The organism is Janthinobacterium lividum (assembly GCF_011601275.1).
Lineage (GTDB): Bacteria > Pseudomonadota > Gammaproteobacteria > Burkholderiales > Burkholderiaceae_D > Janthinobacterium > Janthinobacterium lividum_E.
Window position 1 is genome coordinate 1 of the sequence record NZ_JAAOLY010000024.1, and the last position, 24,153, is coordinate 24,153.

Annotated in this window: 19 protein-coding genes; 11 read left to right on the forward strand and 8 right to left on the reverse strand. The window is 60.2% G+C overall.

The annotated features are described in order from the left end of the window. The coding region (locus tag GYK42_RS25865; RefSeq protein WP_205711561.1) for a dicarboxylate/amino acid:cation symporter at positions 1–1,251 on the reverse strand (1,251 nt) is incomplete at its 3' end. Between the two features lie 214 nt (positions 1,252–1,465). Here GYK42_RS25865 and GYK42_RS25870 point away from each other — a divergent pair. Genes GYK42_RS25870 through GYK42_RS25880 form a run of 3 tightly spaced genes read left to right on the forward strand, consistent with a single transcriptional unit; the run spans position 1,466 to position 5,038 of the window. Next, entirely contained in the window at positions 1,466–2,347 is an 882-nt protein-coding gene (locus GYK42_RS25870) for an alpha/beta fold hydrolase (protein WP_046684929.1), read from the forward strand. A gap of 46 nt (positions 2,348–2,393) precedes the next feature. Beyond that, positions 2,394–2,744 carry a RidA family protein gene (locus GYK42_RS25875; protein WP_166449831.1) on the forward strand — a complete coding sequence of 117 codons (351 nt, stop codon included), beginning with the start codon at positions 2,394–2,396 and terminating at the stop codon, positions 2,742–2,744. A 41-nt stretch (positions 2,745–2,785) separates the two neighbouring features. Next, the gene (locus tag GYK42_RS25880) at positions 2,786–5,038 is read left to right on the forward strand and encodes a RelA/SpoT family protein (protein WP_166449832.1); all 2,253 of its coding nucleotides are present in this window, start codon (positions 2,786–2,788) and stop codon (positions 5,036–5,038) included. A gap of 136 nt (positions 5,039–5,174) precedes the next feature. On the opposite strand, the gene GYK42_RS29135 is transcribed toward GYK42_RS25880, so the two are convergent. From GYK42_RS29135 to GYK42_RS25900, 4 genes are all read right to left on the reverse strand, one after another. Further along, a complete protein-coding gene (locus GYK42_RS29135) occupies positions 5,175–9,134 on the reverse strand; it encodes an NACHT domain-containing protein (RefSeq protein WP_205711562.1) in 3,960 nt (1,319 codons plus the stop codon). Positions 9,135–9,159: 25 nt separating this feature from the next. Further along, positions 9,160–10,122, reverse strand: coding sequence for a cation diffusion facilitator family transporter (locus tag GYK42_RS25890; RefSeq protein WP_166449833.1), 963 nt, complete (start codon positions 10,120–10,122; stop codon positions 9,160–9,162). Between the two features lie 131 nt (positions 10,123–10,253). Beyond that, a complete protein-coding gene (locus tag GYK42_RS25895; RefSeq protein WP_166449834.1) occupies positions 10,254–11,129 on the reverse strand; it encodes a pirin family protein in 876 nt (291 codons plus the stop codon). A 57-nt stretch (positions 11,130–11,186) separates the two neighbouring features. Next, on the reverse strand, positions 11,187–11,786 hold the full coding sequence (locus tag GYK42_RS25900; RefSeq protein ID WP_046684933.1) for an FMN-dependent NADH-azoreductase: 600 nt from the start codon (positions 11,784–11,786) through the stop codon (positions 11,187–11,189). Between the two features lie 115 nt (positions 11,787–11,901). On the opposite strand from GYK42_RS25900, the gene GYK42_RS25905 reads away from it, so the two are divergent. Further along, entirely contained in the window at positions 11,902–12,807 is a 906-nt protein-coding gene (locus GYK42_RS25905) for a LysR family transcriptional regulator (protein WP_046684934.1), read from the forward strand. A 17-nt stretch (positions 12,808–12,824) separates the two neighbouring features. Here the strand turns inward: GYK42_RS25905 and asd are convergent, their stop codons facing one another. After that, a complete protein-coding gene (gene asd, locus GYK42_RS25910; RefSeq protein WP_058049441.1) occupies positions 12,825–13,673 on the reverse strand; it encodes an archaetidylserine decarboxylase in 849 nt (282 codons plus the stop codon). Between the two features lie 384 nt (positions 13,674–14,057). Here asd and GYK42_RS25915 point away from each other — a divergent pair, with 384 nt between their 5' ends. The 6 genes from GYK42_RS25915 to GYK42_RS25940 all read left to right on the forward strand — a co-directional run bounded on the left by GYK42_RS25915 (position 14,058) and on the right by GYK42_RS25940 (position 21,242). Beyond that, the gene (locus GYK42_RS25915) at positions 14,058–16,139 is read left to right on the forward strand and encodes a TonB-dependent receptor plug domain-containing protein (RefSeq protein ID WP_240943829.1); all 2,082 of its coding nucleotides are present in this window, start codon (positions 14,058–14,060) and stop codon (positions 16,137–16,139) included. Positions 16,140–16,258: 119 nt separating this feature from the next. After that, positions 16,259–17,497 (forward strand): DEAD/DEAH box helicase, encoded by a 1,239-nt coding sequence (locus GYK42_RS25920; RefSeq protein WP_034752386.1) that lies wholly within the window; start codon positions 16,259–16,261, stop codon positions 17,495–17,497. Between the two features lie 54 nt (positions 17,498–17,551). Beyond that, complete coding sequence (locus GYK42_RS25925; RefSeq protein ID WP_058049442.1) at positions 17,552–18,169, forward strand: LON peptidase substrate-binding domain-containing protein; 618 nt, start codon at positions 17,552–17,554, stop codon at positions 18,167–18,169. A gap of 142 nt (positions 18,170–18,311) precedes the next feature. Next, entirely contained in the window at positions 18,312–19,055 is a 744-nt protein-coding gene (locus tag GYK42_RS25930) for a DNA-binding protein (protein ID WP_166449835.1), read from the forward strand. 212 nt (positions 19,056–19,267) lie between these two features. Next, complete coding sequence (locus GYK42_RS25935) at positions 19,268–20,260, forward strand: chemotaxis protein CheB (protein ID WP_166449836.1); 993 nt, start codon at positions 19,268–19,270, stop codon at positions 20,258–20,260. 52 nt (positions 20,261–20,312) lie between these two features. After that, complete coding sequence (locus GYK42_RS25940) at positions 20,313–21,242, forward strand: cupin-like domain-containing protein (RefSeq protein WP_166449837.1); 930 nt, start codon at positions 20,313–20,315, stop codon at positions 21,240–21,242. On the opposite strand, the gene GYK42_RS25945 is transcribed toward GYK42_RS25940, so the two are convergent. Then, entirely contained in the window at positions 21,239–22,150 is a 912-nt protein-coding gene (locus GYK42_RS25945; protein ID WP_166449838.1) for a DMT family transporter, read from the reverse strand. The two genes, GYK42_RS25940 and GYK42_RS25945, sit on opposite strands and share 4 nt — an antisense overlap. 51 nt (positions 22,151–22,201) lie before the next feature. Between GYK42_RS25945 and GYK42_RS25950 the strand changes: the two genes are divergently transcribed. Next, positions 22,202–22,759 (forward strand): helix-turn-helix domain-containing protein, encoded by a 558-nt coding sequence (locus tag GYK42_RS25950; RefSeq protein WP_205711564.1) that lies wholly within the window; start codon positions 22,202–22,204, stop codon positions 22,757–22,759. Positions 22,760–22,881: 122 nt separating this feature from the next. Here the strand turns inward: GYK42_RS25950 and GYK42_RS25955 are convergent, their stop codons facing one another. Beyond that, positions 22,882–24,123 carry a voltage-gated chloride channel family protein gene (locus GYK42_RS25955; RefSeq protein WP_166449839.1) on the reverse strand — a complete coding sequence of 414 codons (1,242 nt, stop codon included), beginning with the start codon at positions 24,121–24,123 and terminating at the stop codon, positions 22,882–22,884. Between the last annotated feature and the right edge of the window lie 30 nt (positions 24,124–24,153).

Sequence of the window (24,153 nt, forward strand, 5' to 3'; positions counted from 1 at the left end):
GTCCAGTTCCTTTTCCCATTTCGATACGACGATGGTGGCCACGCCGTTGCCGACGAAATTGGTCAGCGCGCGGCATTCGCTCATGAAGCGGTCGATGCCCAGGATCAGCGCCATGCCGGCCACCGGAATCGTCGGCACCACGGCCAGGGTGGCCGCCAGGGTGATGAAGCCGGCGCCGGTGATGCCGGACGCGCCTTTCGAAGTCAGCATTGCCACGCCCAGGATGGTCAGTTCCTGCCAGATGGTCAGTTCCGTGTTGGTCGCTTGCGCCACGAACAGGGCGGCCATGGTCATGTAGATGTTGGTGCCGTCCAGGTTGAACGAGTAGCCGGTAGGCACGACCAGGCCGACGACCGGCTTGGAGCAACCCAGGCGCTCGAGTTTCTTCATCAGGGCCGGCAGGGCCGATTCCGACGAGCTCGTGCCCAGCACGATCAGCAGTTCTTCCTTGATGTACAGCAGGAAGCGGCCGATGGAGAAGCCCGTGTACTTGGCGATCAGGCCCAGCACGACGAAGACGAACAGGAAGCAGGTCAGGTAGAACGAACCCATCAGTTTAGCCAGCGGAATCAGCGAAGCCAGGCCGTATTTACCGATGGTAAAGGCCATCGCGCCGAACGCGCCGACAGGAGCGACTTTCATGATGATGTTGACCATGCCGAAGATGGCATGCGACAACTCGTCGATCAGCTTGGTAACGGGACGGCCGCGCTCGCCCAGCAGGGACAGCGAGAAGCCGAACAGGATGGCGATCAACAGTACTTGCAGGATGTCGCCCTTGGCGAAGGCGTCGACGAAAGTCTTCGGGATGATGTTCATCAGGAAGTCGATGGTCGACATGCCTTCGGCGTGCGTGTATTGCGCAATCGACTTGGCATCGAGGTGGGCCGGATCGGCGTTGAAGCCGGCGCCCGGTTTGAGGATGTTAGCAACCAGCAAGCCGATGGCCAGCGCGAAGGTGGAGACCACTTCGAAGTACAGGAGCGCCTTGCCGCCCACTCGGCCGATTTTCTTGACGTCCTGCATGCCGGCGATGCCGGAGACCACGGTACAGAAGATCACGGGAGCGATGATCATCTTGATCAGTTTGATAAAGCCGTCGCCCAGCGGTTTCATGTCGACGGCGTTTGAGGGGTAGAACACCCCCAGCAGCACGCCGGCCACGATGGCGAACAGCACCTGTACGTACAGGATTTTATAGAATGGTTTTTTCACGAGTGGTCTCCTCTTGCGGGTTGATGCTGCGATCATCCGCGCATTGCCAGGTCGGCTCAATTGTGGATAACCGCAGATATGCATTTTCGCTATATCGGGTATTGCGCCATGGCGGGCGTGCTGCGGCGCAGCATTTCAGCCGCGCGCTTGGAGCATTGCCCGCGCTGCGCTACACTGCCGTAGCGTCGCGCGCGAGACACCTCTTGGCGGGCAGAAAGCGGTGCTCTTTTACATCGAATAAGGAAGTCGCATGATCGAAGCGAGCATCAAGTCAGTGCAATGCATCTCCCCCGCAGGCTTGCATACCATGTCGTACAAGGAGTGGGGCGCGCCCGACAATCCGAACGTGCTCGTCTGCGCCCATGGCGTGACGCGCGTGGCGGACGACTTCGACAACCTGGCGCGCGCCATGGCCAGCGATTACCGCGTGATCTGCCCCGATGTGGTGGGCCGCGGCCGTTCGGGCTGGCTGGCCAATCCCCAGTTCTACCGCGTGCCGCAATATGTGAGCGACATGGTGACCTTGCTGGCGCGCGTGTTGGCCAATGGCGAGCGCCAGACGGTGGACTGGTTCGGCACCTCGATGGGCGGCTTGATCGGCCTGGGCCTGGCGTCGTTGCCGCATAGCCCGATCAGCAAGCTGGTGCTGAACGATATCGGCCCGACCCTGGCGCCCGAAGCCTTGCAGCGCATCGGCGACTACATCGGCCAGGACTTGCGTTTCGAGACGTTCGAGCAGGGCGCCAAGTTCGTGCGCGACGTGTCCGCCAGCTTCGGCCCGCACACGGACGCGGAATGGCATAAACTGGCGGTGGATGTGTTGCGGCAAGACAAGGATGGCCACTGGCGCCGCCACTATGATATGGGACTGGCCATGCCGTTCCGCTCGGCCACGCCGGAATCGGCGGCCAGCGACGAAGCCATGCTGTGGGCCGCGTATGACGCCGTGCGCTGCCCGACTCTGCTGGTGCGCGGCTCGGAATCCGATTTGCTGTCGCACGAGACGGCCACGCGCATGCTCGGTCGCGGCCCGAAAGCGGAACTGGTGGAAATCGCCGGCGTAGGCCATGCGCCCACTTTCGTCCATGACGACCAGATCGCCATTGCCCGCAAGTTTTTGCTGGGCAAGTAATAATCAGTAACGCTGTACAGATTTTGAAACAACCGAAAGAAGAAGCATGGAAATTACACGATTGCACGTAGGCAAACGCCTCTCCGAAGTAGCGATACACAACAACACCATCTACCTGGCCGGCCAGATCGCGGAAGACACCACGCAAGGCATCGTCGGCCAGACGCGCGAAGTGCTCGGCCACGTCGACCGTCTGCTGATGGAAGCGGGCAGCGACAAGACTTGCATCCTGTCGTGCCAGATCTACATCGCCGACATGAAAGACTTTACCGGCATGAATGAAGTGTGGGACGACTGGGTCGCCTCCGGCCACACGCCGCCGCGTGCCACGGTGGAAGCGAAACTGGCCAATCCGGCATGCCTGGTTGAAATCGTCATCATCGCTGCAGAACGCTAAGTTTTTCAAGCTGTTGAGTCATCAAGTTTATAAGGTAATACATGGTTTCCATCTCGGCCCCGAATAGCGCCACATCGGAACAACTGGTAGAGGGCTTGAGTGCGCCGGACAGCGCGCGCGTGCTGGATGCGCTCGCGTATGCCACCGAAGCGTATGGCGACAAGCAGACCTTTGCCGGCCGCTCCGCGCTGGAGTTCGCCATCGGCGTGGCCACCACCCTGGCTTTCCTGCGCAGCGATGCGGAAACGCGCATCGCCGGCCTGATGTTCGAGCTGACCCTGCTGGAACCCGATACGGCGGCCGACATCGAGCCCCGCTTCGGCAAGCAGGTGTGCGACCTGGCAACGGGCGTGCGCCAGCTGATCCGTTTGCGCGCGCTGACCCAGGCGCAGCACGGCAGCGCTGGCGGGCGCGGCAAGAATGCGGCGCAGCAAGCCGTGGCCCAGGTGGAAACCTTGCGCAAGATGTTGCTGGCGATGGCTTCCGACATGCGTGTCGTGCTGGTGCGCCTGGCCGCCTGCGTGACGACCTTGCGTTACTTTGCCGACTTGAAGCTGTTCAACGAAATGACGTGTGAATACGGCAAGGAAACCCTGGACCTGTACGCGCCGCTGGCCAACCGCCTCGGCATCTGGCAGCTGAAGTGGGAACTGGAAGATTTGTCGTTCCGTTTCATCGAGCCGGAAGCGTATAAACGCATCGCCAAGATGCTGGAAGAAAAGCGCATGATGCGCGAGGGCTTCGTTGCCTCGGCGATTCTGCGCTTGCAGACGGAGCTGGCTTCGGCTGGTATCCAGGCGGAAGTATTTGGCCGCCCGAAACACATTTACAGCATCTGGAACAAGATGCGCGGCAAGGAACTTGATTTTACGGCCCTGTACGACGTGCGCGCCTTCCGCGTCATCGTTGCCGACGTGAAGACCTGCTACACGGTGCTGGGCGTGGTCCACAATATCTGGACCCCCATCCCGAAAGAATTCGACGATTACATTTCGCGGCCGAAACCGAACGGTTACCAGTCGCTGCACACGGTGGTGACGGCCGAGGATGGCCGTCCGCTGGAAGTGCAAATCCGCACGAATGAAATGCACAGCTTTGCCGAATACGGCGTGGCAGCGCACTGGCGCTACAAGGAAGAGGGCGGCTCGAATTTTGCCGGCCAGAAGTACGACGAAAAGATCGCCTGGCTGCGCCAGTTGCTGGCCTGGAAAACGGAAGTGGCCGACGCCGTCGTGGGCCAGGAAGAAATCCAGCGCGAGTGGGTGGAAAAGCTCAAATCGGCCACCCTAGACGACCGTATCTTCGTCATGACGCCGCAAGCGCGCGTGCTGGAATTGCCGGTCGGCGCCACGCCCGTCGATTTTGCCTATCACCTGCACACGGACGTGGGCCACCGCTGCCGCGGCGCCAAGGTCGACGGCATCATGGTGCCCTTGAATACCCAGCTGAAAAACGGCCAGACCTGCGAAATCATCACGGCCAAGGGCGCGCCGGGCACGGCCGGACCGTCGCGCGACTGGCTCAGCGCCGGCTACGCCGTCAGCACGCGCACGCGCTCGAAAATCCGCGCCTGGTTCCACGCCATCGACATGCAGGAAACCCTGGCCCACGGCCGCGCGCTGGTGGAGAAATCGCTGCAGCGCGAAGGCAAGACGGCCGTCAACCTCGAGGCGCTGGCGCAAAAGCTGGGCTTTGCGAAAGTCGACGAGTTGTTCCTGTCGGTGGGCAAGGATGAATTCAGCCTGCGCCACGTGGAGCAGGCGCTGCACGACAATGGCGAAGTGGTGGTGCCGGAAGACGCCGTGCTGGTCGGCAAAAGCCGCGCTTCCAGCGTGGAGCAGGGCGCCAAATCCGGCGTGCTGGTGGTGGGGACCGAAGGCCTCATGACGGTGTTGGCCAAGTGCTGCAAGCCGGCGCCGCCGGACAGCATCGTCGGCTTCGTGACGCGCGGCAAGGGCGTCTCGATCCACCGCGCCACATGTAAAAACTTCGAGGAAATGCGCGCCAAGTCGCCCGAGCGCGTGATCTTCACGGAATGGGGCAGCACGGGCGGGCACGACACCGTGTATCCGGTCGACATCTTTATTCTTGCTGGCGACCGCCAGGGTTTGCTGCGCGACATCTCCGAAATATTTTCGCGTGAAAAGATCAACGTCATCGGCGTCAACACCCAAAGCGCCAAGGGCCAGGCCCGCATGACCTTTACGGCCGAGATCAGCTCGACGGCGCAGTTGTTGAAGGCGCTGAATGTGATCAAGGATGTCAGTGGCGTGCTGGAGGCAAGGAGGAGCTAATTTTTGAAGCAGGCTATGCCATATCGGCCAATGAAACCAGTCTTAAAAATTAGCTGATTATTGTTCGATATAAATAAAATGATGAGCGTTGATGCTCGTGTTGCTTCGAAGCCTGCTCATGTAAATCTGCTACTTTTTAGGGACGTCTCAAATCAAGCACAACGACTATGACGCGTCCTTCTGATGCGGCTCTGCTAGAGGTCGTTAGCATCTGACGAAGTTCCTCCGGGCTTTGAGGACGTTCTTTGGAGGGACCTGGGTTCTTGAGGAGTTTATTGGCTGGTTGTCCTTCTCCAAACCACAGCACGAGATAAATACCGTATCCATTTGCGCGCCAGTCTTGTGTGTATAGTGCATCGAGTTGTGCGTCGGCGCCCTGCCAAAGCTGAGGATGCCATTGCCCCTTAATTTCAATTGGGATACGTATCGATCCTACCGAACAGGTGATGTCGACTTCTTTATCTGCGGCAATATGGGTTTCTGGTTCGAGTACTATTCCCTCTGAACCTTGGCGCAGGAGCCCGAGCAGATGATCCCGGCAGCGCTCCTCATCGCACGCGGTGTCGTTGTTATAGAAGCCCCTCCATGATTCTGCATCGTCACTCTTGATTTTTGCTTGCACCACTGACAGTTCTTCTATCATGAAGGATTGGATATCTGCGGCATTCGAAGGTGCGCGATCGAGAACGATTGCATTAATAACGTCAAGCGTAGGTGCTGTATAGGCAACCTCGACACGGATTCGTGCTTGCTCGGAAGCTACGGATTTGATTGTTTCTGTATAGCCATCATCCGGAGCGTTTCTCAGGCGTTGGAGTGATGCACTGGCTTCGCTGCTAGCATCGTTACCAAGGCGGCGAATAAGGTAAGTCAGTTGATCGCTGGCATCCCAGGCATTTTTATCCCCAACAAAGCCGCCAGTCTGACGATGAGTAAATGGCCAGAATGGACGAAAGGTTCCAATGATCCATTCTAACTGCGAGGAACTGAGTGCGACATTGGCGCCATCAGTAGAGGCCTCGACGATCAGTTTTTTTAAATTCCAAAGCACTTCTGGATCAACCGTGGAAGTTTCAAGACATGTCAAAGTTCTTTTGAAATCAACTAGCACGCCAATAGCGAACCAATTACGACGGCGCTCTTCATCGTTTATTTCTGTAAATCGTTCTCTTGCGTGGCGTAGTTTGTCGAAATCACCGGACCGGAGGAGGCGGGTAACTAGTTCCAATTCTGGGATGTGCGGCATTTTTGGAAAACGCCTCAACCAATCGTCTGCGAGATCGGCTGCGGCAATCGCATTTTTTTCATCCCGCATCAATGCATAGAGTTCATCAACATAGGTGAGCCGCGCCACAAACTGAGGCTCATAATACAGTCGCATCGCGGTGCACCATACCCCACGTTTATGGAGTGCTGCCTCTAGCGCTCCATCTAAACCGTCGATTCCTGCGTCTTTTTCTGTTTTGCTGCGGCGTAACTCGAAAAATCCCGCCATTAAGCACTCATCAGTAAGGTCATCCAACTCAATATCTTGCCGGAAGCGTTCTGCAAGAGCTACAACTATGACGTAAGCCAACTCCCAATGCCGGCCTTTTGCAAGCGAGTTGGCAATTTCCTTGGCCGTAGGAGATGGCGGGTTTCTTTTTAGGAATACCTCAAAACCGTTGCGCGCAGCATCAGCGAGTTCATCTCCGAGCCAATTCGCAATACGTTCATGAGCTGCGATCGACTTGTCGAGATCGCTGAACAGGTTGAGATAGGCTTTGGCTGGTTGGATGAGTATATAGCCTTCACCCAAACGAATACGGTCTATTTGAGCTGTGAAATATTGACGTTGTTCAGCGTATTTTCTGGCGCGCTTTGCCGATTGGCGAAGTTCTAGTCTTTTGTTGTGGATCTGAAATTTAGTTAATTGAGATATTCGGGGTTTGTTTATCCAAGCTTGCAAGTCTGGCCTATGTGCTGCGAAGGGCAGTGCAGCCTCTTTGATTATGGCGCTAGTCTCATCCGTATACATCGCAAGATTTACAATTTCACGCCAACGCAGATCGTTTCGATTGGTTGGATCGAGTTTTTTTAGCAAGGCAATAACGTCATCGCTAGATGTCGGAAAAAGGCTTGGGGCTCTTTTGGTCAGAGAAAATGCTCTTTTTTCGATAGAGTCATCATTGTTTTTTTCTAACAGCACGAGACTTTGGATGTATTGACGTAGAGAGTCATCATTTCGAATAAGCTCATCTAACTGTTGTTTATGTGTTTGTTGATACCCTACCCAGCTATCAAATGTATCTAGCCACGACCAGAGATTATCTGCCGATACTCCGCCAGCGCTAACGCGCCTTACGATGAGATGATTGGCAAAATCGGTAATATCGTAAGTTGTATGGGGATTGAGTGGATTACCTAGTGCTTTCGTAGCAGATGCAAGGTGATCAAGAATTCCATCAAGACGTGAGAGCGGTAAGTGTTGCTGCATACGTAGAAGGATACCAATCGTGTGATTGTCGATCTGTGCATGGCTTATGATTAGGTCGACAATCAAACTGTCATCTAAATGGGCATAGCCGACTTCATCGCTTATTTCTATCGCTAGACGAACGGAGAGATCGTTTCCACATGCGTGTAGAGTTCGTATGATAGTCGTCCAATCTTCCTCGACTACTAATCCCACAAGCGCCTCCGCTGCTGCGCTTCTATTTGCGAAAAAAGCGCTGTCGTCTAGTACAAGAGCACGTAGTTCGTTCGTGAGATCAGACGCAATCTTCGCTCCCTTCATCGCTTCAAGTATAAGCAGACGCAGACCGAATGGTGTTTTAGGATGAGTGATCAGTTCGCGCATCTCGCTGAGGAGTTCTAATTGAACGATCCCACGTACCGCATAGGAACCCCAGTCGCAGAAATCAGGATTATCAATAGCAAGGCGTTGCAGGGCGTTAATAAGCGCACGTGCTTGTTCAAGTGAGAGGTCATCGGCGTCGCCATATTCGATGACTCCCATAGGGTCTGCCGCAATTACTTGCAATGCAAGCGAGGGTTCGCGCGCTAGCCAAGCATGAAGTCCCCGAAGGTTTGCAGGCACCAAACCATGACTGTGAAACAGAGTAAGAAGACGTCTGCGTTTGCGTGGCGTGTTAGCGTTCTTTGCCAGCCAATGTGCAGCCAGGAATTCACCGATCCGGCGATGCCAGTAGCTGAACCGGTCTGCACCGTCCGCCTTGAATAGTCTGCTTGATAGCATTGCCCGGATATCATTGGCGCCCGGAAGAATAGCGATATCGGAAAACAGTAGCTCTCCTTCGCTTCGATTCGCTGCTGCTTTGCGCACCAAAGCTTCGCTACCAGTCAGGATTAATGCCGAAAAAGCTGCTCCAGCAGCATTGAGTCCGGCTTCCTCCGCAGGCTGGTAGGACGCTTTGCTATCCTGGTGTTCAACTCGTAATACTTCGATTGCTTTTGAGAAAAGTTCACTACGCGTCTCTGGTAATTCTCCCTTATCAGCAACTCTGACTATTAGCTCTAATGTTTGTGGATTGCCGAGCAGGCCCTGCAGGTTACGTGCATTGAAATGTTCGATTACTTTTTGTGCTGTATCGATTCCCAGTCTGGAACCAAGAAAATTGACTGCATCATCATCATTGAAAGGTTCAAGGTGCAGTTCAAGTGGTTTGTCTACATATTGCTCGTTAATAGCTTCCAGGCCAGTAGCACTACGCCAATCCGCTACACGACATGACAATACAAAAGTCGGGTAGCCAAGCTCTCCCAGTTTTTGAAGGACTTGGTCAACTGCATCTCCACCCTGTTGTGTGCTCACTTCATCTAAAGCGTCAATTAACAAAATTTTGGCATCGCCAAGAAGGGTATGAGGATTATGACGATTAAGGAGTTGGCGAGCAGTGCAGCGCGCATAAGCTGAATTTGTGGCCAGCCATTCAAGAAGATAGGACTTCCCCATTCCTGCTTCGCCAAGGATGATCATTGGTTCAGCACGCTGAACAAGTTCAGTCTGCGAAAGTGTGCCCGTGTTTGCCTCGTCTTTTTGATACCAAAGTGTTCTGAGGATTGCCTTGTGTTCAATCTGAGAGGTATTCGTCATCAAACATCTGCCTTTCTTTGTGACCTTAAGTCAACTTCCTGTGGCTGCGATCATCTTGATGCAAGCCCGCCATCGCTGCCGTCTCCGGCTGCAAGGTAATATGGTCGATGCCATGCTTGGCTAACAGCATCTTCTTGATCGCCCGCAATACCTTCGGCCAATGGTCGAGGTGTTCGATTTCCACGTGGCCGATCAGGGCCGGCTGGCCTGGCGACATGTCCCATACGTGCAGGTCATGCACGGAGATCACGCCGTCCACCTGTTCCACGTCCGCGCCCACCTGGATGTAGTCGATGTGCATGGGCACGCCTTCCATCAGGAAGTGGTACGACTCTTTCAATACCCCGAACGTGGATTTCAGGATCAGCAGCGACACCAGCACGGACAGCAGCGGGTCGATCTGCATCCAGCCCGTGAAGTAAATCACGGCGCCGGCGACGATGGCGGCGACCGAGCCCAGCAAGTCGCCCATGACGTGCACGAGGGCGGCGCGCGTGTTGACGCTTTGCTTGTCTTTCGACAAGACCCACGCCACCACCAGATTGATCGCCAGGCCGATGAAGGCGACGATGAAGACCATGCCGCCTTGCACGGTTTGCGGGGCGGAAAAGCGCAGCACGGCTTCATAGCAGATCCAGCCCACGACGCACAGCATGGCCAGGCCATTGACGAAGGCGGCCAGCGCTTCGGCGCGGCCAAAGCCGAACGAGTGGCGCGGCGACGGCGGGCGGCGCGCGATCAGCTGCGCCAGCAGGGCCAGGCCCAGCGCGGCCGCGTCCGTGACCATGTGGCCCGCGTCGGAAATCAGGGCCAGCGAATTGGACAGGAAGCCGGCCGCCACCTCGATGCCGGCAAACGACAGGGTCAGCCCCAGCGCCCACGCGAGGATGCTCTGGCTGCGTCCCTCGAACGAGTGGGTGTGCTTGGCGTCGCCTTTCAGGTGGGCATGCAAATGGGTGGCGTCGTGTTCGGTGTGCGTCGGTTGCATGGAATGCTTAGTTGAGTGATCTTGCCGTCAGTGTAATTGAAAAGCAACAAAACAGTCGGCGCATAAAAAAACCTGCAGGCCTTGTGGCGCTGCAGGTTTTTCCTGGAGCAAGCAATGTTATTGCGACAGACTTACTGCGGCGCCGTCTCGCCAAACTTGCCTTCGCGGAAATCCTGTACGGCCTGGAATACTTCCGCCTGGGTATTCATGACAAACGGGCCATACTGCGCGATGGGCTCGTTCAAGGGTTGACCGGCGACGAGGATGACGCGGCCGCCTTCGGGCGCTTCGATGCGCACGCCGTCGCTGCCCGGCGTGTTGCTGAAGATCGCCATGCGCAGGGCGGGCACGGCCTTGCCGTCGACCTGCACTTCGCCACGAAACGTGTAGATGAAGGCGTTATGGCCTGGCGGCAATGGCTGTTCGAAGCTGGCGCCGGCCGGCAAGTCGATGTCGAGGTACAACGGTTCCGTCAGCTCGCGCTGCACGGCGCCCGTCACGCCATGGCTCTCGCCGGCGATCACTTGCACGGCCACGCCCGCGTCCGTCGTGTAGCGGGGGATCTCGCTGCTATCGAAATCGCGGTACCACGGCGTGCGCATCTTGTCGCGCGCGGGCAGGTTCAGCCACAGCTGAAAACCTTCCATCACGCCTTCTTCCTGCTCCGGCATTTCCGAATGGATCACGCCGCTGCCGGCCGTCATCCATTGCACGCCGCCCGACGTCAGCAAGCCTTCGTTGCCCGCGCTGTCCTTGTGGCGCATGCGTCCCGTGATCATGTACGACACCGTTTCGAAACCCCGGTGCGGATGTTCGGGGAAGCCGGCGATATAGTCGTTCGGCTTGTCGCTGGCGAAATTGTCGAGCATCAAAAACGGGTCGAGACGGCGCTGCAGCTGCTGCGTCAGCACGCGGTTGATCTTCACGCCGGCGCCATCCATGACGGCCTGGCCGGCGATCACGCGCTCGACGGCGCGTGGCTTGTTGACGGTGGTGATATCGCTCATTGCTTTCTCCTCTAGGCCAGGACGGCGCCAGTGCGCCGCCCCTTTTACTGCTGGGAATTACACCAGGATGGCGTTGATCTCGGCGTCCGCTTGCGCTTGCGCCTTGGCCACGGCTTCCGGACCCATGCCCATACCTTCCGAATACACGTATTGCACGTCGGTCATGCCCAGGAAGCCGAACATGGTGTTCAGGTAAGGCACCTGGCTATCGTTGGCGCTGTCGCGGTGCAAGCCGCCGCGGGACAGGCCCACGTAGACTTTCTTGCCACTCAAGAGGCCAACAGGGCCGTTTTCCGTGTACTTGAAGGTGACGTTGGCGCGGGCAATCGCGTCGAACCAGCTTTTCAGTTGCACGGTGATGCCGAAGTTGTACATCGGCGCGCCGATGACGATCACGTCAGCTGCTTGCACTTGCGCAATCAGCGCGTCGTCCAGGGCGATGCGGGCCGCCTGTTCCGGTGTGCGTTTGTCCGCTGGCGTGAACAGTGCCTGCAGGGTCGGCTCGTCCAGCACGGGGTGCGGTGCGGCAGCCAGGTCGCGGCGGACGAGGGCGGCGCCAGGGTTGGCCGCTTGTACGCGGCTAACGATGGCGTCAGCCAGGCGGGTCGAGGCGGAGCCGGTGCTGCGGGCGCTGGAATTGATTTGCAGGATGTTCATCTTGTTTTCTCCGTTGTGAGGTGTCTTGCGATGGATGAACTATAGCAATTCCAAAATTGATGCGGAAGCCGTTAAAATGGATAGCATTAACCCACCAATGGAACAATGAGGTTTTATGGATATCGATCCCGGAGATTTGCTGCTGTTCGCCAGAGTCGTCGAATGCGGCAGTTTCAGTCGCGCCGCCGTGCGCGTGGACTTGCCCAAGTCGACCCTGTCGCGCCGCATCTCGCTGCTGGAAGCGAAGTTGGGCGAACGATTGCTGCTGCGCACGACGCGCAAGCTGGCGCTGACGGAGTTTGGCGCCAGCCTGCTCGAGCATGCGCGCAAGGTGGTGGAAGAAACGGAGGCGGCCGGCGCCCTGGCGCAGCACCGCCAGGCGGGCCCCAGCGGCTTGCTGCGCATTTCCATGCCGGCTGACTTTGGCGATACCCTGATGCGCCAGGTGCTGGCCGAGTTCGTGCGCCGCTATCCGGCCATTTCCCTGGAACTGGACTTGTCGGCGCGCCGCGTGGATTTATTGGAAGAAAACTTCGACCTGGCCATCCGCATGGGTAACTTGCCCGACGACGCCAGCCTGTCCGCGCGCCGCGTGGCCTTCAGTACGCTCGCCCTGTATGCCTCGCCGCAATACACGAGCGTGCACGGCTTGCCCGAGCATCCCGACGATCTGTACGGCCACGATTTGCTCAGTTTGCCCCGCGCAGTGCATGGCCTCGTGCACTGGACTTTGATCCGCGGCAAGACGACGTGGGAGCGCGATCTGCCCGTGCGCCTGCTGGCGAACTCGCCGGAGTTGCTGGTGCGCATGGCCTGCACGGGCGTGGGCATCGCGGCCAGCACGGACCGCTTTGCCAAGGCCTATGTGGCGACGGGGGAATTGGTGCGCGTGCTGCCGGAGTGGAGTTTTCCGCTGGTTACGGGCTGGGCCGTGTTTCCCGGCCGGCGGTTGATGCCGGCCAAGACCCGCGCATTCCTGGACTTGATGGAAGAAATGTACAAGACCGACGCGCCCGTGTAGGCGCGCGTCCCGTTGGCTTACTTGGGCAGGTTGCCCATGACTTCGCCCAGTTGCACGGGGCCGGCCGGCTGCCAGTTGGCGTTGAATTGCACGGTGTCTTTCGGGAACAGCATGACGACGGTGGAGCCGAGCAGGAAGCGGCCCAGTTCTTCACCCTGTTTCAGCACGACATTATCGTTCGCATAGCTCCAGTCGCGCACCTGGCCCGTGCGGGGCGGGTTGACGACGCCGTGCCAGACGGTGGCCATGCTGCCGACGATGGTGGCGCCGACCAGGGTCATGACGAAGGGGCCATTGGCCGTGTCGAACACGCAGACGACGCGCTCGTTGCGGGCGAACAGGCCGGGAATACCGCGCGCCGTCGTCGGGTTAACGGAAAACAATTCACCGGGCACATAAATCATGCGCGTCAGGCGGCCGTCGCACGGCATGTGGATGCGGTGGTAGTCGCGCGGGCTCAGGTACAGATTGGCAAAGCTGCCGTGTTCGAACTGGGCCGCCAGGGACGCGTCACCGCCGACCAGGGCCGTGGTACTGAAGTTATGGCCCTTGGCCTGGAAGATCTGGTCCTTGTCGATCGTGCCGAACTGGCTGATGCGGCCATCGACGGGGCAGATGTAATCGGCCTGGGCCAGCGGGCGGGCATCGGGGCGCAGCGCGCGCGTGAAAAAGTCGTTGAAGCTCGTGTAGTGCGTGATGTCCGGGTCCAGCGCCTCATCCATGTTGACGTTGTAGCGGCCGACGAACCAGCGGATCAAACGCGTCGTCATGGCGCCGCCCTTGGCGCCGGCGATCCGGCCGGCAAAGTTGGTCAATGCTCCTTTTGGTAGCAGATATTGAGGCAGGACGGCAAGACGGTCAGACACGATGGGAAGCCTTTGACGGGGTGATGGGAACAATGATGAAAACGCATTATAGCGGCGATGTGGCGCGCAATGATATGCGCCGTATGCAATGGTGCGTATCGCAGTCCTCCGCCGAACTTAATTTGCTATAAGAAATATTTTCGGGAAACTGCGCCACTCGGAAAAAATTGCAGCACAATACGGCGGCCTGTTTTTTAGCTTTTAGCCATTTTTATTCAGCCAACTTTTTTCAGCCAGGTCATGATGCCACGCCGTTGCCTCCCCCTTACCGTTGTTTGTTCCGCCGTTTTACTTGCCTGGAATGCCCAGGCCCAGCAATCCGAAGCGCCAGCCTCTGATTCCGCTGCCGCGCCGCTGAAGGCGGAGAAACCTGCTGCGCCCGTCATGCAAACCGTCGAAGTCAAGGGCAGCGGCTATGATCCGCGCCGCGACGATACGGCCAGCAAGATGGTGGTCAGCAGCGAGGAAATCCTCAAGTACGGCGACACGAATGTCACCGACGTGCTCAAGCGCTTGCCCGGCATTACCGTCTCCGGCGCGGCCGGACGCTCGGGCGGCGAAATCCGCATGCGCGGCCTGGGCAGCGGCTACACGCAGATATTGCTTAACGGCGAGCGGGCGCCGGCCGGTTTCTCGCTCGACACCCTGTCGCCGGACGTGATCGAGCGCATCGAAATTCTGCATGCGGCCAGCGCCGAATACAGCACGCAGTCGATCGCAGGCACCATCAACGTGGTGCTGAAAAAGGCCGTGAAGACGGCGCAGCGCGAACTCAAACTGGGCGTGCAGGGCAGCGACGTGAGCTTTTCGCCCAGCGTCAACGTGCAACTGTCCGACCGCGACGGCAATTTCTCGTATTCGCTGGCCGGTTCGCTGTTCCGCTACGACTACCATTACGACAATCCGGGACTGGAACTGGGCTACGCGCCCGACGGCCGGCAAAATCTGCTGCGTCGCACGAATGGCACGGGCGATGGCCGCCCGGAAGGCATCAACCTGTCGCCGCGCCTGAACTGGGCGCTGGCCAACGGCGACAATGTGACGGCGCAATTCTTCTTCAATGGCGGGCGCTCGAACCACCGCAATTTCAGCCGCGCGGAAACGCAGCAGGGCTTGCGCCCCGACTACGACACCAATACGGGCAGCTCAAGCAACCACAATGCCTTCGGCCGCAGCGACCTGACGTGGATGCACAAGCTGGCTGGCGGCGCCAGACTGGAACTGAAAATTGGCGCCTCGGCCGCCCGCAATACGTCCGACAGCTTGCAGCAAGGCTTTATCGATGGCGGCGGCCTGGCGCTTGAGCGCAAGGTGGGCGTGAAGTCGACGGAAAACGGCGTCAGTTCGACGGGCAAGTATTCCTCGCCCTTGCTGCCCGGCCATGCCTTGTCGATGGGCTGGGACGGCGCCTACACGGAGCGCGATGAAACGCGCCGCCAGCGCGAAGCGGCGCTGACTGCCTTGGGTGCGCGTCCGCCCGTCAACAGCGACGAAGGTTTCGACGCCACCATCAAGCGCCTGGCCCTGTACGTGCAGGATGAATGGGAAATCACGCCGCGCTGGTCGATGTATGCGGGCGTGCGCTGGGAAGGCATCGACACGCGCAGCGCGGGCGATACCTATGACGAAGTGAACCAGCGCACCAGCGTGTGGAGCCCGCTGCTGCAAACTCTGTGGAAGCTGCCGGATACCAAGGGCGATCAGGTACGCCTCGCCCTGACGCGCACCTACAAGGCGCAACCCACGGCGAGCCTGATTCCGCGTCGCAATACCTCGACCAACAATAGCCAGACGGACCCTGACCGCGAAGGCAATCCCTACTTGAAACCGGAGCTGGCGCTGGGCATCGACGCTTCGTACGAGCACTACTGGACCGAAGGCGCCTTGCTCAGCGCGCGCGCCTCGGCCCGCCGCATCGATGGCTATACGCGCCAGGGCTTGCTGTTCATCAATGACCGCTGGGTATCTACGCCCGTCAACGATGGTCGCGCCAATACTCAGACATTGGAACTGGAAGCGAAGTTCCCGCTGCGCGCCGTACTGGCTGCCCCCGTGCCAGCCATCGACTTGCGCGCCAGCATCAGCCGTAACTGGTCGCAGGTGGAGCAGGTGCCTGGGCCTGACAACCGGCTCGACCAGCAAACCCCCGTCAGCGGCAACTTTGGTCTCGACTACAAGACGCCCGATGGCGTGCTGACGACGGGCGGCAGCTTCAATTTCCGCAATGGCGGTCCCGTGCGCATCACGGAGCGCCAGAGCTCCTACACCTCGCCGCGGCGCGACCTCGACATTTATGCGCTGTGGAAGTTCGATGCGAAGAACCAGCTGCGCCTGGCCGTGTCGAACCTGCTGGCGCAAGACTTCGAAAGCAACACTATCTATACGGACGCCAGCGGCACGATAGCCCGCAACAGCATTTCGCCGAGTTCGCCACAGGCGCGCGCGACCCTGGAAATGAAGTTCTGAGCGCGCTGTTTCTATACTGAAAACCCCGGCCCGCATCCCCGCTGGCCTATAATCTCGGCAATCGCGCGCACGGCCAGTTCGTGCGCGCCACCTTTTACTTTGCCAAGATTGCTTTCCCCATGACGTTTTCCTCCCTCGGCCTGATCGATCCCCTGGTCCGCAAACTTGACGAGCTCGGCTATGCCAAGCCCACGCCCGTGCAGGCGCAAGCGATTCCTGCCGTGCTGGCCGGGCGCGACCTGATGGCCGCCGCCCAGACGGGCACGGGCAAGACGGCCGGTTTCGCCGTGCCGCTGCTGCAGCGCCTGACCCTGGAAGGCGTGGTGGCGCCCCAGTGCGTGCGCGTGCTCGTGCTCGTGCCCACGCGCGAACTGGCCGAGCAAGTCTATGCCAGCTTCCGCAGCTATGGCGGCAACTTGCCACTGCGCAGCTTTGTCGCGTACGGCGGCGTACCCATCGAGCCGCAGATCAGCAAATTGCGCAAGGGCCTCGACGTGCTGGTGGCCACGCCAGGCCGCTTGCTGGACTTGCAGACGCAGGGCGCCGTCAAGTTCGAGCAGGTGCAAACCCTGGTGCTGGACGAGGCCGACCGCATGCTGGACCTGGGCTTCGAGCGCGAGCTCGATATATTGCTGATGACCATGCCCAAGCAGCGCCAGACCCTGCTGTTCTCGGCGACGTTCTCGGACGCCATCCGCGCCATGGCGAAAACCATGCTGAAGGATCCCGTCTCGGTCGAGGTGAGTGCGCGCAACAGCACCGTCAAGGCCGTCAAGCAATCGGTCATCGTGTGCGACAAGAAACGCAAGCCGGAACTGTTTTTGCACTTGCTGAAGAAAAAGCGCTGGGGCCAGGTATTGGTCTTCGTCAAGACGCGCAAGGGCGTCGAGTTGCTGGTGAACACCTTGCTGGAGCAGGGCGTGCGCGCCGATTCCATTCACGGCGACAAGACGCAGCCGAACCGCTTGCGCGCGCTGGCCCGTTTCAAATCCGCCGAAGTGCAGGTACTGGTGGCCACCGACGTGGCCGCCCGTGGCCTGGATATCGACCAATTGCCCGTCGTCGTCAATTTCGACTTGCCGACCGTGGCGGAAGACTATATCCACCGCATCGGCCGCACGGGCCGCGCGGGCGCTTCGGGCGAAGCGATCTCGCTCGTCTGCGCCGACGAGGTGGAATTGCTGTCGGCCGTGGAAGCGCTGACGCGGCAAACTCTGAAACGCAACGAGGAACCCGGCTTCGAGGCGGAACACCGCGTGCCGGGCACGTCCGCCGGCGGCACGATCCAGAAAAAGGCCGTGAAAGTGCTGGCGCCGAAGGCCGCGGAGCGAGCGAAAAAGCGCCGCTTCTACAAATAATCGGAAGGTGCGAGGCGCGCTGCACGGATATGCCATTCGTGCCATCATGCGTTTATGACCTCGATACCTTTGTTCCCGCTCAATACGGTGCTGTATCCCGACGGCTATCTGCCCTTGCAGATCTTCGAGGTACGCTATCTGGACATGATACGTAAATGCATCATGGGCGAGCAGCCGTTTGGCGTGGTGCAATTGCTGGACGGCGCGGAAGTGCGCAAGCCGGGCCAGCAGGAAGCCCTGGCGCCCGTGGGGACATTGGCGCGCATCGTCGACTGGGCTGCGCCCCTGTCTGGCCTGCTGCAAATCAAATGCATGGGCATGCAGCGCTTTCACATCGTTTCCAGCGAACAGCTGAAGCATGGCTTATGGATGGCGCACGTTGAAACCTTGCCGCCAGATAAAACCATTCCCATCCCGCAAGAGCAGCAGAACGTGGCCGACGCGCTCGGCGCACTGATCCGCACCTTGCAGGAGCAAAAGATCCCGCCTGACCAAATGCCCCTGCAGCCGCCATACCGGCTCGACGAGTGCGGCTGGGTGGCGAACCGCTGGTGCGAGCTGCTGTCCCTGAGCGCCATGCAAAAACAACTATTGCTGAGCCAGGACAATCCCGTGCTGCGCCTGGAACTGGTGCAGGATATGCTCACGGAAAATGGTCTGCTCGAAGAGTAAAACATCCCAAGCCGCATGTTTGCACAACGTTCTGTTGTGCAATTGCAATTACTATTGAGAAATACTTTACGCTTTGCCGCCGCTGGCATAAGATAATGCCCCTGGGCAAGATTGCCCTGGGCAACATTCAAGAGCACACGACATGGCAAAAGTAAGCGCGGAACAGATCAATGCGGCAATGGAAGCGATGGCGGGCGAAGGCCAGACCATCACGGTGCGCGCCTTGCGCGAACGGCTGGGCAACGGTGCCTGCCTGGGCACCATCAGCAAGCTCTTGCAGCGCCGGAAGGCCGGGGCGCAGCGCCAGATCGCCGCCGCCGCCGAACTGTCGCCCGTGCTGCAGCAAGCCATCCTCGATTATGTAGGACAGGAATTAAGCGCCAGCCACAGCGCGCATGAAGCCGAGATGAACGACAATCAACAGGAATTGATGGACCTGGCCAGCGAGAACGAGCGCCAGCAAGAACTGCTCGACCTGCAGGCGGGCGAGCTGGAAACCTTGCGTGAGGAGCTCGAACGCGAGCGGCAAGTGGCGAACCAGGCTAGAACGGACCTGGCCAAGGCGCAGTTGCGCCTGGAAGGCTTGCCGCGCCTGGAAGAGGCGGCCGAACAGGCGCGCATGGATCTGGCCAAGGCGCAATTCAAGCTCGAAGGCATCCCCCGCCTGGAAGAGGCCGCCGAAGCGGCGCGTGCGGAACTGATCCAGGCCCAGCTGAAACTGGAAAGCCTGACGCGCGTGGAAACGGAACTGGCCGCCGCGCGCCTGGAACTGGAAGCGGAACGCGAAGAGCTGGGTGAAACGCGCGCCGAGCTGGACGAGGAGCGTACCCTGCGCATCAAGGCGCAGCAGTTCATCGTCGATCCGATCTTCAAAACACCTGTCTGAGGAAGCCTGACCAAACCTGCTGCGCGTCGCGCTTTGCGGCCTGCGATGCTCACCGTACTAGAGTACGGTTGCGCTTCTTAGCCACAAATCACTGCCGCTCGCTATGGTTTTGTCAGGTGTCGTTAGATTAGGGGACTGTGTTAGTCGGCGCACGGAGTCGTGTCGCAGGGCGCAGCAGAATGTGTTCCTGGACGTTGCGCAAAGGGGCAGGCATGGAAACGCTGATCGTCATGGGGGCCTCGGTGGGCGGCGTGAGCGCACTGTCCGCCATCTTTGCCGCCTTGCCGGCGAATTTTCCCGCGGCGATCCTGGCCGTCATGCACGTGGGGGCGCGCAACAGCGTGCTGCCCGAGATCCTCGGCAAGACCTCCGCCTTGCCCGTGCGCTTTGCAGAAGAGCGCGAACCCGTGCGCGCGGGACGCATCCTGCTCGCGCCGCCCGACCGTCACATGCTCGTTGCCAACCTGGCCGGCCAAGCGACGGTCGAGCTGACCCGGGGACCGAAGGAAAACCATACGCGTCCCGCCATCGACCCCCTGTTTCGCAGTGCCGCCGCCGCTTTTGGACCGAAGGTAGTGGGCGTCATCCTCAGCGGCTACCTCGACGATGGCACGGCAGGCTTGCAGGCCATCAAGGCCTGCGGCGGCAAGGCATTGGTGCAGGAGCCGCAGGAGGCGGTGGCACCGTCGATGCCGCAAAGCGCAATTGAATATGCCGGGGTGGATTGGCGCCTGCCGTGCGCCGAGATCGGCCCGGCCCTGCTGGCGCTGGCCAGCGGCACGCCGGCGCCGGCCAGCGCCGCGCTGCCCTTGCCACCCGCGCCCCAGTGGATCGCCGTGGAAAACCGTTTTGCCCGGGGAGTGGGGAATATGGACCAACTGGAAAAAATTGCCACGCCATCGACGTTCACCTGTCCCGAATGCCAGGGCACATTGTGGGAGCTGCATGGCCAGAAGCCGCAGCGTTTTCGCTGCCATACGGGCCACAGTTTCACGGCGCAGACGCTCGGCGAGTTGCAGCATGAAAAGGCGGAAGATGCCATGTGGGCCGCCGTCAGGGCGCTGCAGGAAAAAGAAAAGCTGTACCAGAGCCTGGCAGCCAAGGCCCAGGCCTGGCTGCATCCGGGCACGGCCAGCGAGTATGCAGCCAAGGCGCGCCAGGCAGGCGAGCAGGCCGATATGCTGAAACGGGCCTTGCTGGCTTAAAATAGCGCACGGTCGCGCCATGGCGCGCGACGCCTGATCGCAAAGAAGGTCTATGTCTGCAGAAAAAAAAGAACCGCTTCCGCTTGCGGCAGCCCCCGTATTGCCGCGCGCGCTGCCGCCCAGGCCGCCATCAGAATTTAGTTCGCCCGAAGCGGCCCTGGCGCGCAAGCAGGCGCGCGAAGCCAAGGATGCGCAGGTGCGCGGTGTTACCTCTATCAACGCCATGCGCGAGGCCATCAAGCAGGCGGCGCGTGACTTGCCCACCATCACCGAGGTGCCGCGCCTGGCCATGCTGGACGCGGCCGCCTTCCGCGCTCGCGCCGCGCTGGGCCTGCCATTCCTGATGCGCGGGCTGGTGCAGCGCTGGCCCTTATCCCAGTTGCTGCCCGATGTCTTGCGCGAGCAGTTCAGCCACGTGCCCGTGCGCGCGCGGGTGGGCGATTACATCAACACGGCGTTTGCGGCCGACCGCGCCATGCAGGATATGTCGATGGGGCAATACCTGGACCTGGTGGCAGAGGGCAAGTACGCGCTGCCGCCTTACCTGGGCAACCTGGAATTGCGCGAACTGAACCGCCTGTGCCACTGGCCCACGTATTTCGACAAGATGGGTCCGCCGCGCTTTTGGGTGGGGCCGGCCGGCACGGTGACGCCTTTGCATTGCGATTACGACGACAATATCTTTGCGCAAGTGTGGGGCCGCAAGCGCATCTTCTTATCGCCGCCGCACCATGACGCTTTTCTTTACCCGAGCGAAGCGAACGCCATCCTGTTCGGCTCGCCTTTCGACCCGGAAGCGCCCGATTTCGAGCGTTTCCCCCTGGCGCGCCAGGCCACCATGATCGAATGCATCGTCGAGCCGGGCGACATGCTGTACGTGCCCGCCGGCTGGTACCACCAGGTGCGGGCGCTGACGTTTTCCCTGTCCTCGAACCGCTGGGCCAGGGCCGTGCCGCTGGCGCTGCGGCGTACCGAGGCTTAATCCGATGGCATGATGGCCTTGCCATCGGCACGCAGGCGCTTGGGCCGCCACTCGCTGAGGATGCCCGCACAGATGATCAGTATCGCGCCCACGATGGCCAGGGCCGGCAGGCGCTCGCCAGCGATACGTCCGATGACGCCAGCCCACACGGGTTCGCCCGCATAGATCAAGGTGGCCTTGGTGGCGGAAATGCGCTTTTGCGCCCAGTTCATCACATATTGGATCAGTGCGCTGGCGCAGCCCAGCGCCAATACGCTGAGGATGAAAGTCTTGCCGAGCACTGGCGGCGCTTCGCCCATGACGGGCATCAGCAGCAGGGCGATCAATGATGCCGTCGCCAGCTGCACGATGGTTACGCGCAGGATGTTCAGTTGCGGCGAAACGCGACTGATGAGGATGATTTCCAGCGCAATCGCGATAGCGCCCACGGCCGTGATCAGCTCGCCCGTGCCGAAGGCCATGCTCAAGCCGTCCGTGCCGGTAAGCAGCAGCAAGCCGACGAACGCCAGCACGACGGCCGCCCATACGGCAGGGTGGGGCCGCTGCTTGAAGGCCAGCCATTGTACCAGCGGCACGATGGGCACATAGAAGGCCGTGATGAAGGCGGACTTGCTGCTGGAAATATGCATCAAGCCATAGGTTTGCAGCGCGTAGCCGCCAAAGATGCTCACGCCGATGGCCATGCCCGTCAGCAATTCGGCCTTGCTCAGATGGCGCAACTGGCCCCGGCAAATCAGGGCGCCGATACTGGCGGCCACGGCAAAGCGGGCGGCCACGAAGGCCAGCGGGCCGCTGACCGTCACCGCATGTTGTACGACGAGAAAAGTGCCTCCCCAAATGAAGGTGATGGCGATCAGGGCCAGTTCGGGCAGGCCAAAGGCGGGCGGGGGACTTGCGTGTGTTTTCATGGGGCGCTATGCTATGAGCAAAATATTTCCCATCATCATAGGAGCAATATATTGCGCAGTCAAGCCGAGGCCGGTGGCGTGCTGGCACACCTGGCCACCAATCTGCGGCGCTTGCGCCTTGCCGCTGGCCTCAGCCAGGAAGAACTGGCGCGCAGCTCAGGCCTGAGCCGGCGCATGGTCAATGGCGTCGAGGCGGGCAGCACCAATATCAGCCTGGCCAACCTCGACCATGTGGCGGCCGCCTTGAACGTGGCCTTTGTCGATCTGGTCCAGCCGCCGCAGCAGCCGCACGACAGCCTGCGCGTGCTGATGTGGCAAAGCGCGTCGCAGGCCAGCCAGGCCGTGCTGCTGGGCGCGGCCCCCGCCAGCCGCCAGGTGGAACTGTGGTCGTGGAGCCTGGCGCCGGGCGAGCGCTACGATGCCGAGCCTGATCCGGCGGGTTTCAGCGAAATGCTCTACGTGCTGGAAGGACTGTTGCAGCTCGTGCTGGCGGCGGAAACCAGGCAACTGGCCACGGGCGATTTTTTCGTCTTCAGCAGCGCGCAAGCGTATGCCTACGTGAATGCGGGCGAGTCCACCTTGCGATTTACGCGTAATGTGGTCAGCTGACGGCGCAATCAGGGCAGGCCATATCCTCCAGCAGCGGCGGCTGTTCATAGCCGCAGCCCAGGTCGAGCACACTTTTGCCTTCTAGCTCAGGCAGCATGGCGCGCCGGTCTAGATATACTGTGTCATGCGTCGATGTCCTTGCGGGGCGTGCGCTTGGCATGCCCGCTGCGTTGCGCCCGGTAAATACCCGCGTGGCCGGAAAACAGATAGGCCACGACGCAGGCGATGGCCGCGTAGACTCCGATCTCGGCGCCGAACAGTTCCATGGCCATCAGGGTCGACGCGATCGGCGTGTTGGCCGCGCCCGCAAACACGGCAACGAAACCGATGGCGGCCAGCAGGGTGACGGGCTGGTGCAGCAGCGGGCCCAGCGCATTGCCCAGGGTCGCGCCGATGAAGAATAATGGCGTTACTTCGCCACCCTTGAAACCCGTTCCCAATGAAACAATGGTAAACGCCATTTTGCCGAGGAAGTCGTATGCGGGCAAGGGTTCCTTCAGTGCATCGACGATGGTGGGGATGCCCAGGCCGATATACTTGTCCGTGCCGATCAGCCACACGGCAATGGCAACGACGAGGCCGCCCACAAGCGGGCGCAGCGGCGCGTAGCCGATCCAGCGCTTCATCAGGCCGTTCAAGCCGTGCGTTGCTTGCGCAAACAGTTTGCCCGTCACGCCGAACAGCACGCCGGCGAGCACCATGGCGCACAAGGTCCAGGCGGAGAGGGCGGGGATCAACGGCACGGCGTAATGCGTATGGTGGACTCCCCACAGCAAGCCCACTTGGTCGGCGATGACGGCAGCAGCCAGGCAGGGCAGCATGGCTTCGTAGCGCAAGCGGCCGATGGCCAGCACTTCCAGGCCAAAGATGGCGCCTGCCAGCGGCGTGCCGAAGACGGAGGCAAAGCCAGCGCTGATGCCGGCCATCAGGATGATGCGGCGGTCTTCATTGTTCAGGCGAAACATGCGGGTCAGCTGGTCGGCCAGCGCACCGCCCATTTGCACGGCCGTGCCTTCGCGCCCGACGGAGGAGCCAAACAGATGCGAGATGACAGTGCCGCCCAGCACCAGCGGCGCCATGCGCAAGGGGATGACTGTTTTCGGATCGTGGATTTCATCGATGAGCAGGTTCGCGCCGCCTTCGACACTGCTGCCGTAGCGCAAATACAGCCAGCCGACCACAAAGCCGGCCACGGGCAGCAGCCAGATCAGCCAGGCGTGGGCCAGGCGCGTAGCGGTTGCCCAGTCGAGGGCATGCAGGAATCCGGCCGAAGCCGTGCCGGCCAGCACGGCCACAGCAGCGGCGATCAGCAGCCATTTGACCAGGTGCAGAAATAAATCGCGAAGAGGGGCAAGCCGGCGCATCGTGCATCCAGTCAAGGCTGATGGGTGGGT

Bases quoted from the DNA above. Each gene is read 5' to 3' on its own strand.
- GYK42_RS25870 (WP_046684929.1), top strand. From the start codon at position 1,466: ATGATCGAAGCGAGCATCAAGTCAGTGCAATGCATCTCCCCCGCAGGC.
- GYK42_RS25875 (WP_166449831.1), top strand. From the start codon at position 2,394: ATGGAAATTACACGATTGCACGTAGGCAAACGCCTCTCCGAAGTAGCG.
- GYK42_RS25880 (WP_166449832.1), top strand. From the start codon at position 2,786: ATGGTTTCCATCTCGGCCCCGAATAGCGCCACATCGGAACAACTGGTA.
- GYK42_RS29135 (WP_205711562.1), bottom strand. From the start codon at position 9,134: ATGACGAATACCTCTCAGATTGAACACAAGGCAATCCTCAGAACACTT.
- GYK42_RS25890 (WP_166449833.1), bottom strand. From the start codon at position 10,122: ATGCAACCGACGCACACCGAACACGACGCCACCCATTTGCATGCCCAC.
- GYK42_RS25895 (WP_166449834.1), bottom strand. From the start codon at position 11,129: ATGAGCGATATCACCACCGTCAACAAGCCACGCGCCGTCGAGCGCGTG.
- GYK42_RS25900 (WP_046684933.1), bottom strand. From the start codon at position 11,786: ATGAACATCCTGCAAATCAATTCCAGCGCCCGCAGCACCGGCTCCGCC.
- GYK42_RS25905 (WP_046684934.1), top strand. From the start codon at position 11,902: ATGGATATCGATCCCGGAGATTTGCTGCTGTTCGCCAGAGTCGTCGAA.
- GYK42_RS25915 (WP_240943829.1), top strand. From the start codon at position 14,058: ATGCAAACCGTCGAAGTCAAGGGCAGCGGCTATGATCCGCGCCGCGAC.
- GYK42_RS25920 (WP_034752386.1), top strand. From the start codon at position 16,259: ATGACGTTTTCCTCCCTCGGCCTGATCGATCCCCTGGTCCGCAAACTT.
- GYK42_RS25925 (WP_058049442.1), top strand. From the start codon at position 17,552: ATGACCTCGATACCTTTGTTCCCGCTCAATACGGTGCTGTATCCCGAC.
- GYK42_RS25930 (WP_166449835.1), top strand. From the start codon at position 18,312: ATGGCAAAAGTAAGCGCGGAACAGATCAATGCGGCAATGGAAGCGATG.
- GYK42_RS25935 (WP_166449836.1), top strand. From the start codon at position 19,268: ATGGAAACGCTGATCGTCATGGGGGCCTCGGTGGGCGGCGTGAGCGCA.
- GYK42_RS25940 (WP_166449837.1), top strand. From the start codon at position 20,313: ATGTCTGCAGAAAAAAAAGAACCGCTTCCGCTTGCGGCAGCCCCCGTA.
- GYK42_RS25945 (WP_166449838.1), bottom strand. From the start codon at position 22,150: ATGAAAACACACGCAAGTCCCCCGCCCGCCTTTGGCCTGCCCGAACTG.
- GYK42_RS25955 (WP_166449839.1), bottom strand. From the start codon at position 24,123: ATGCGCCGGCTTGCCCCTCTTCGCGATTTATTTCTGCACCTGGTCAAA.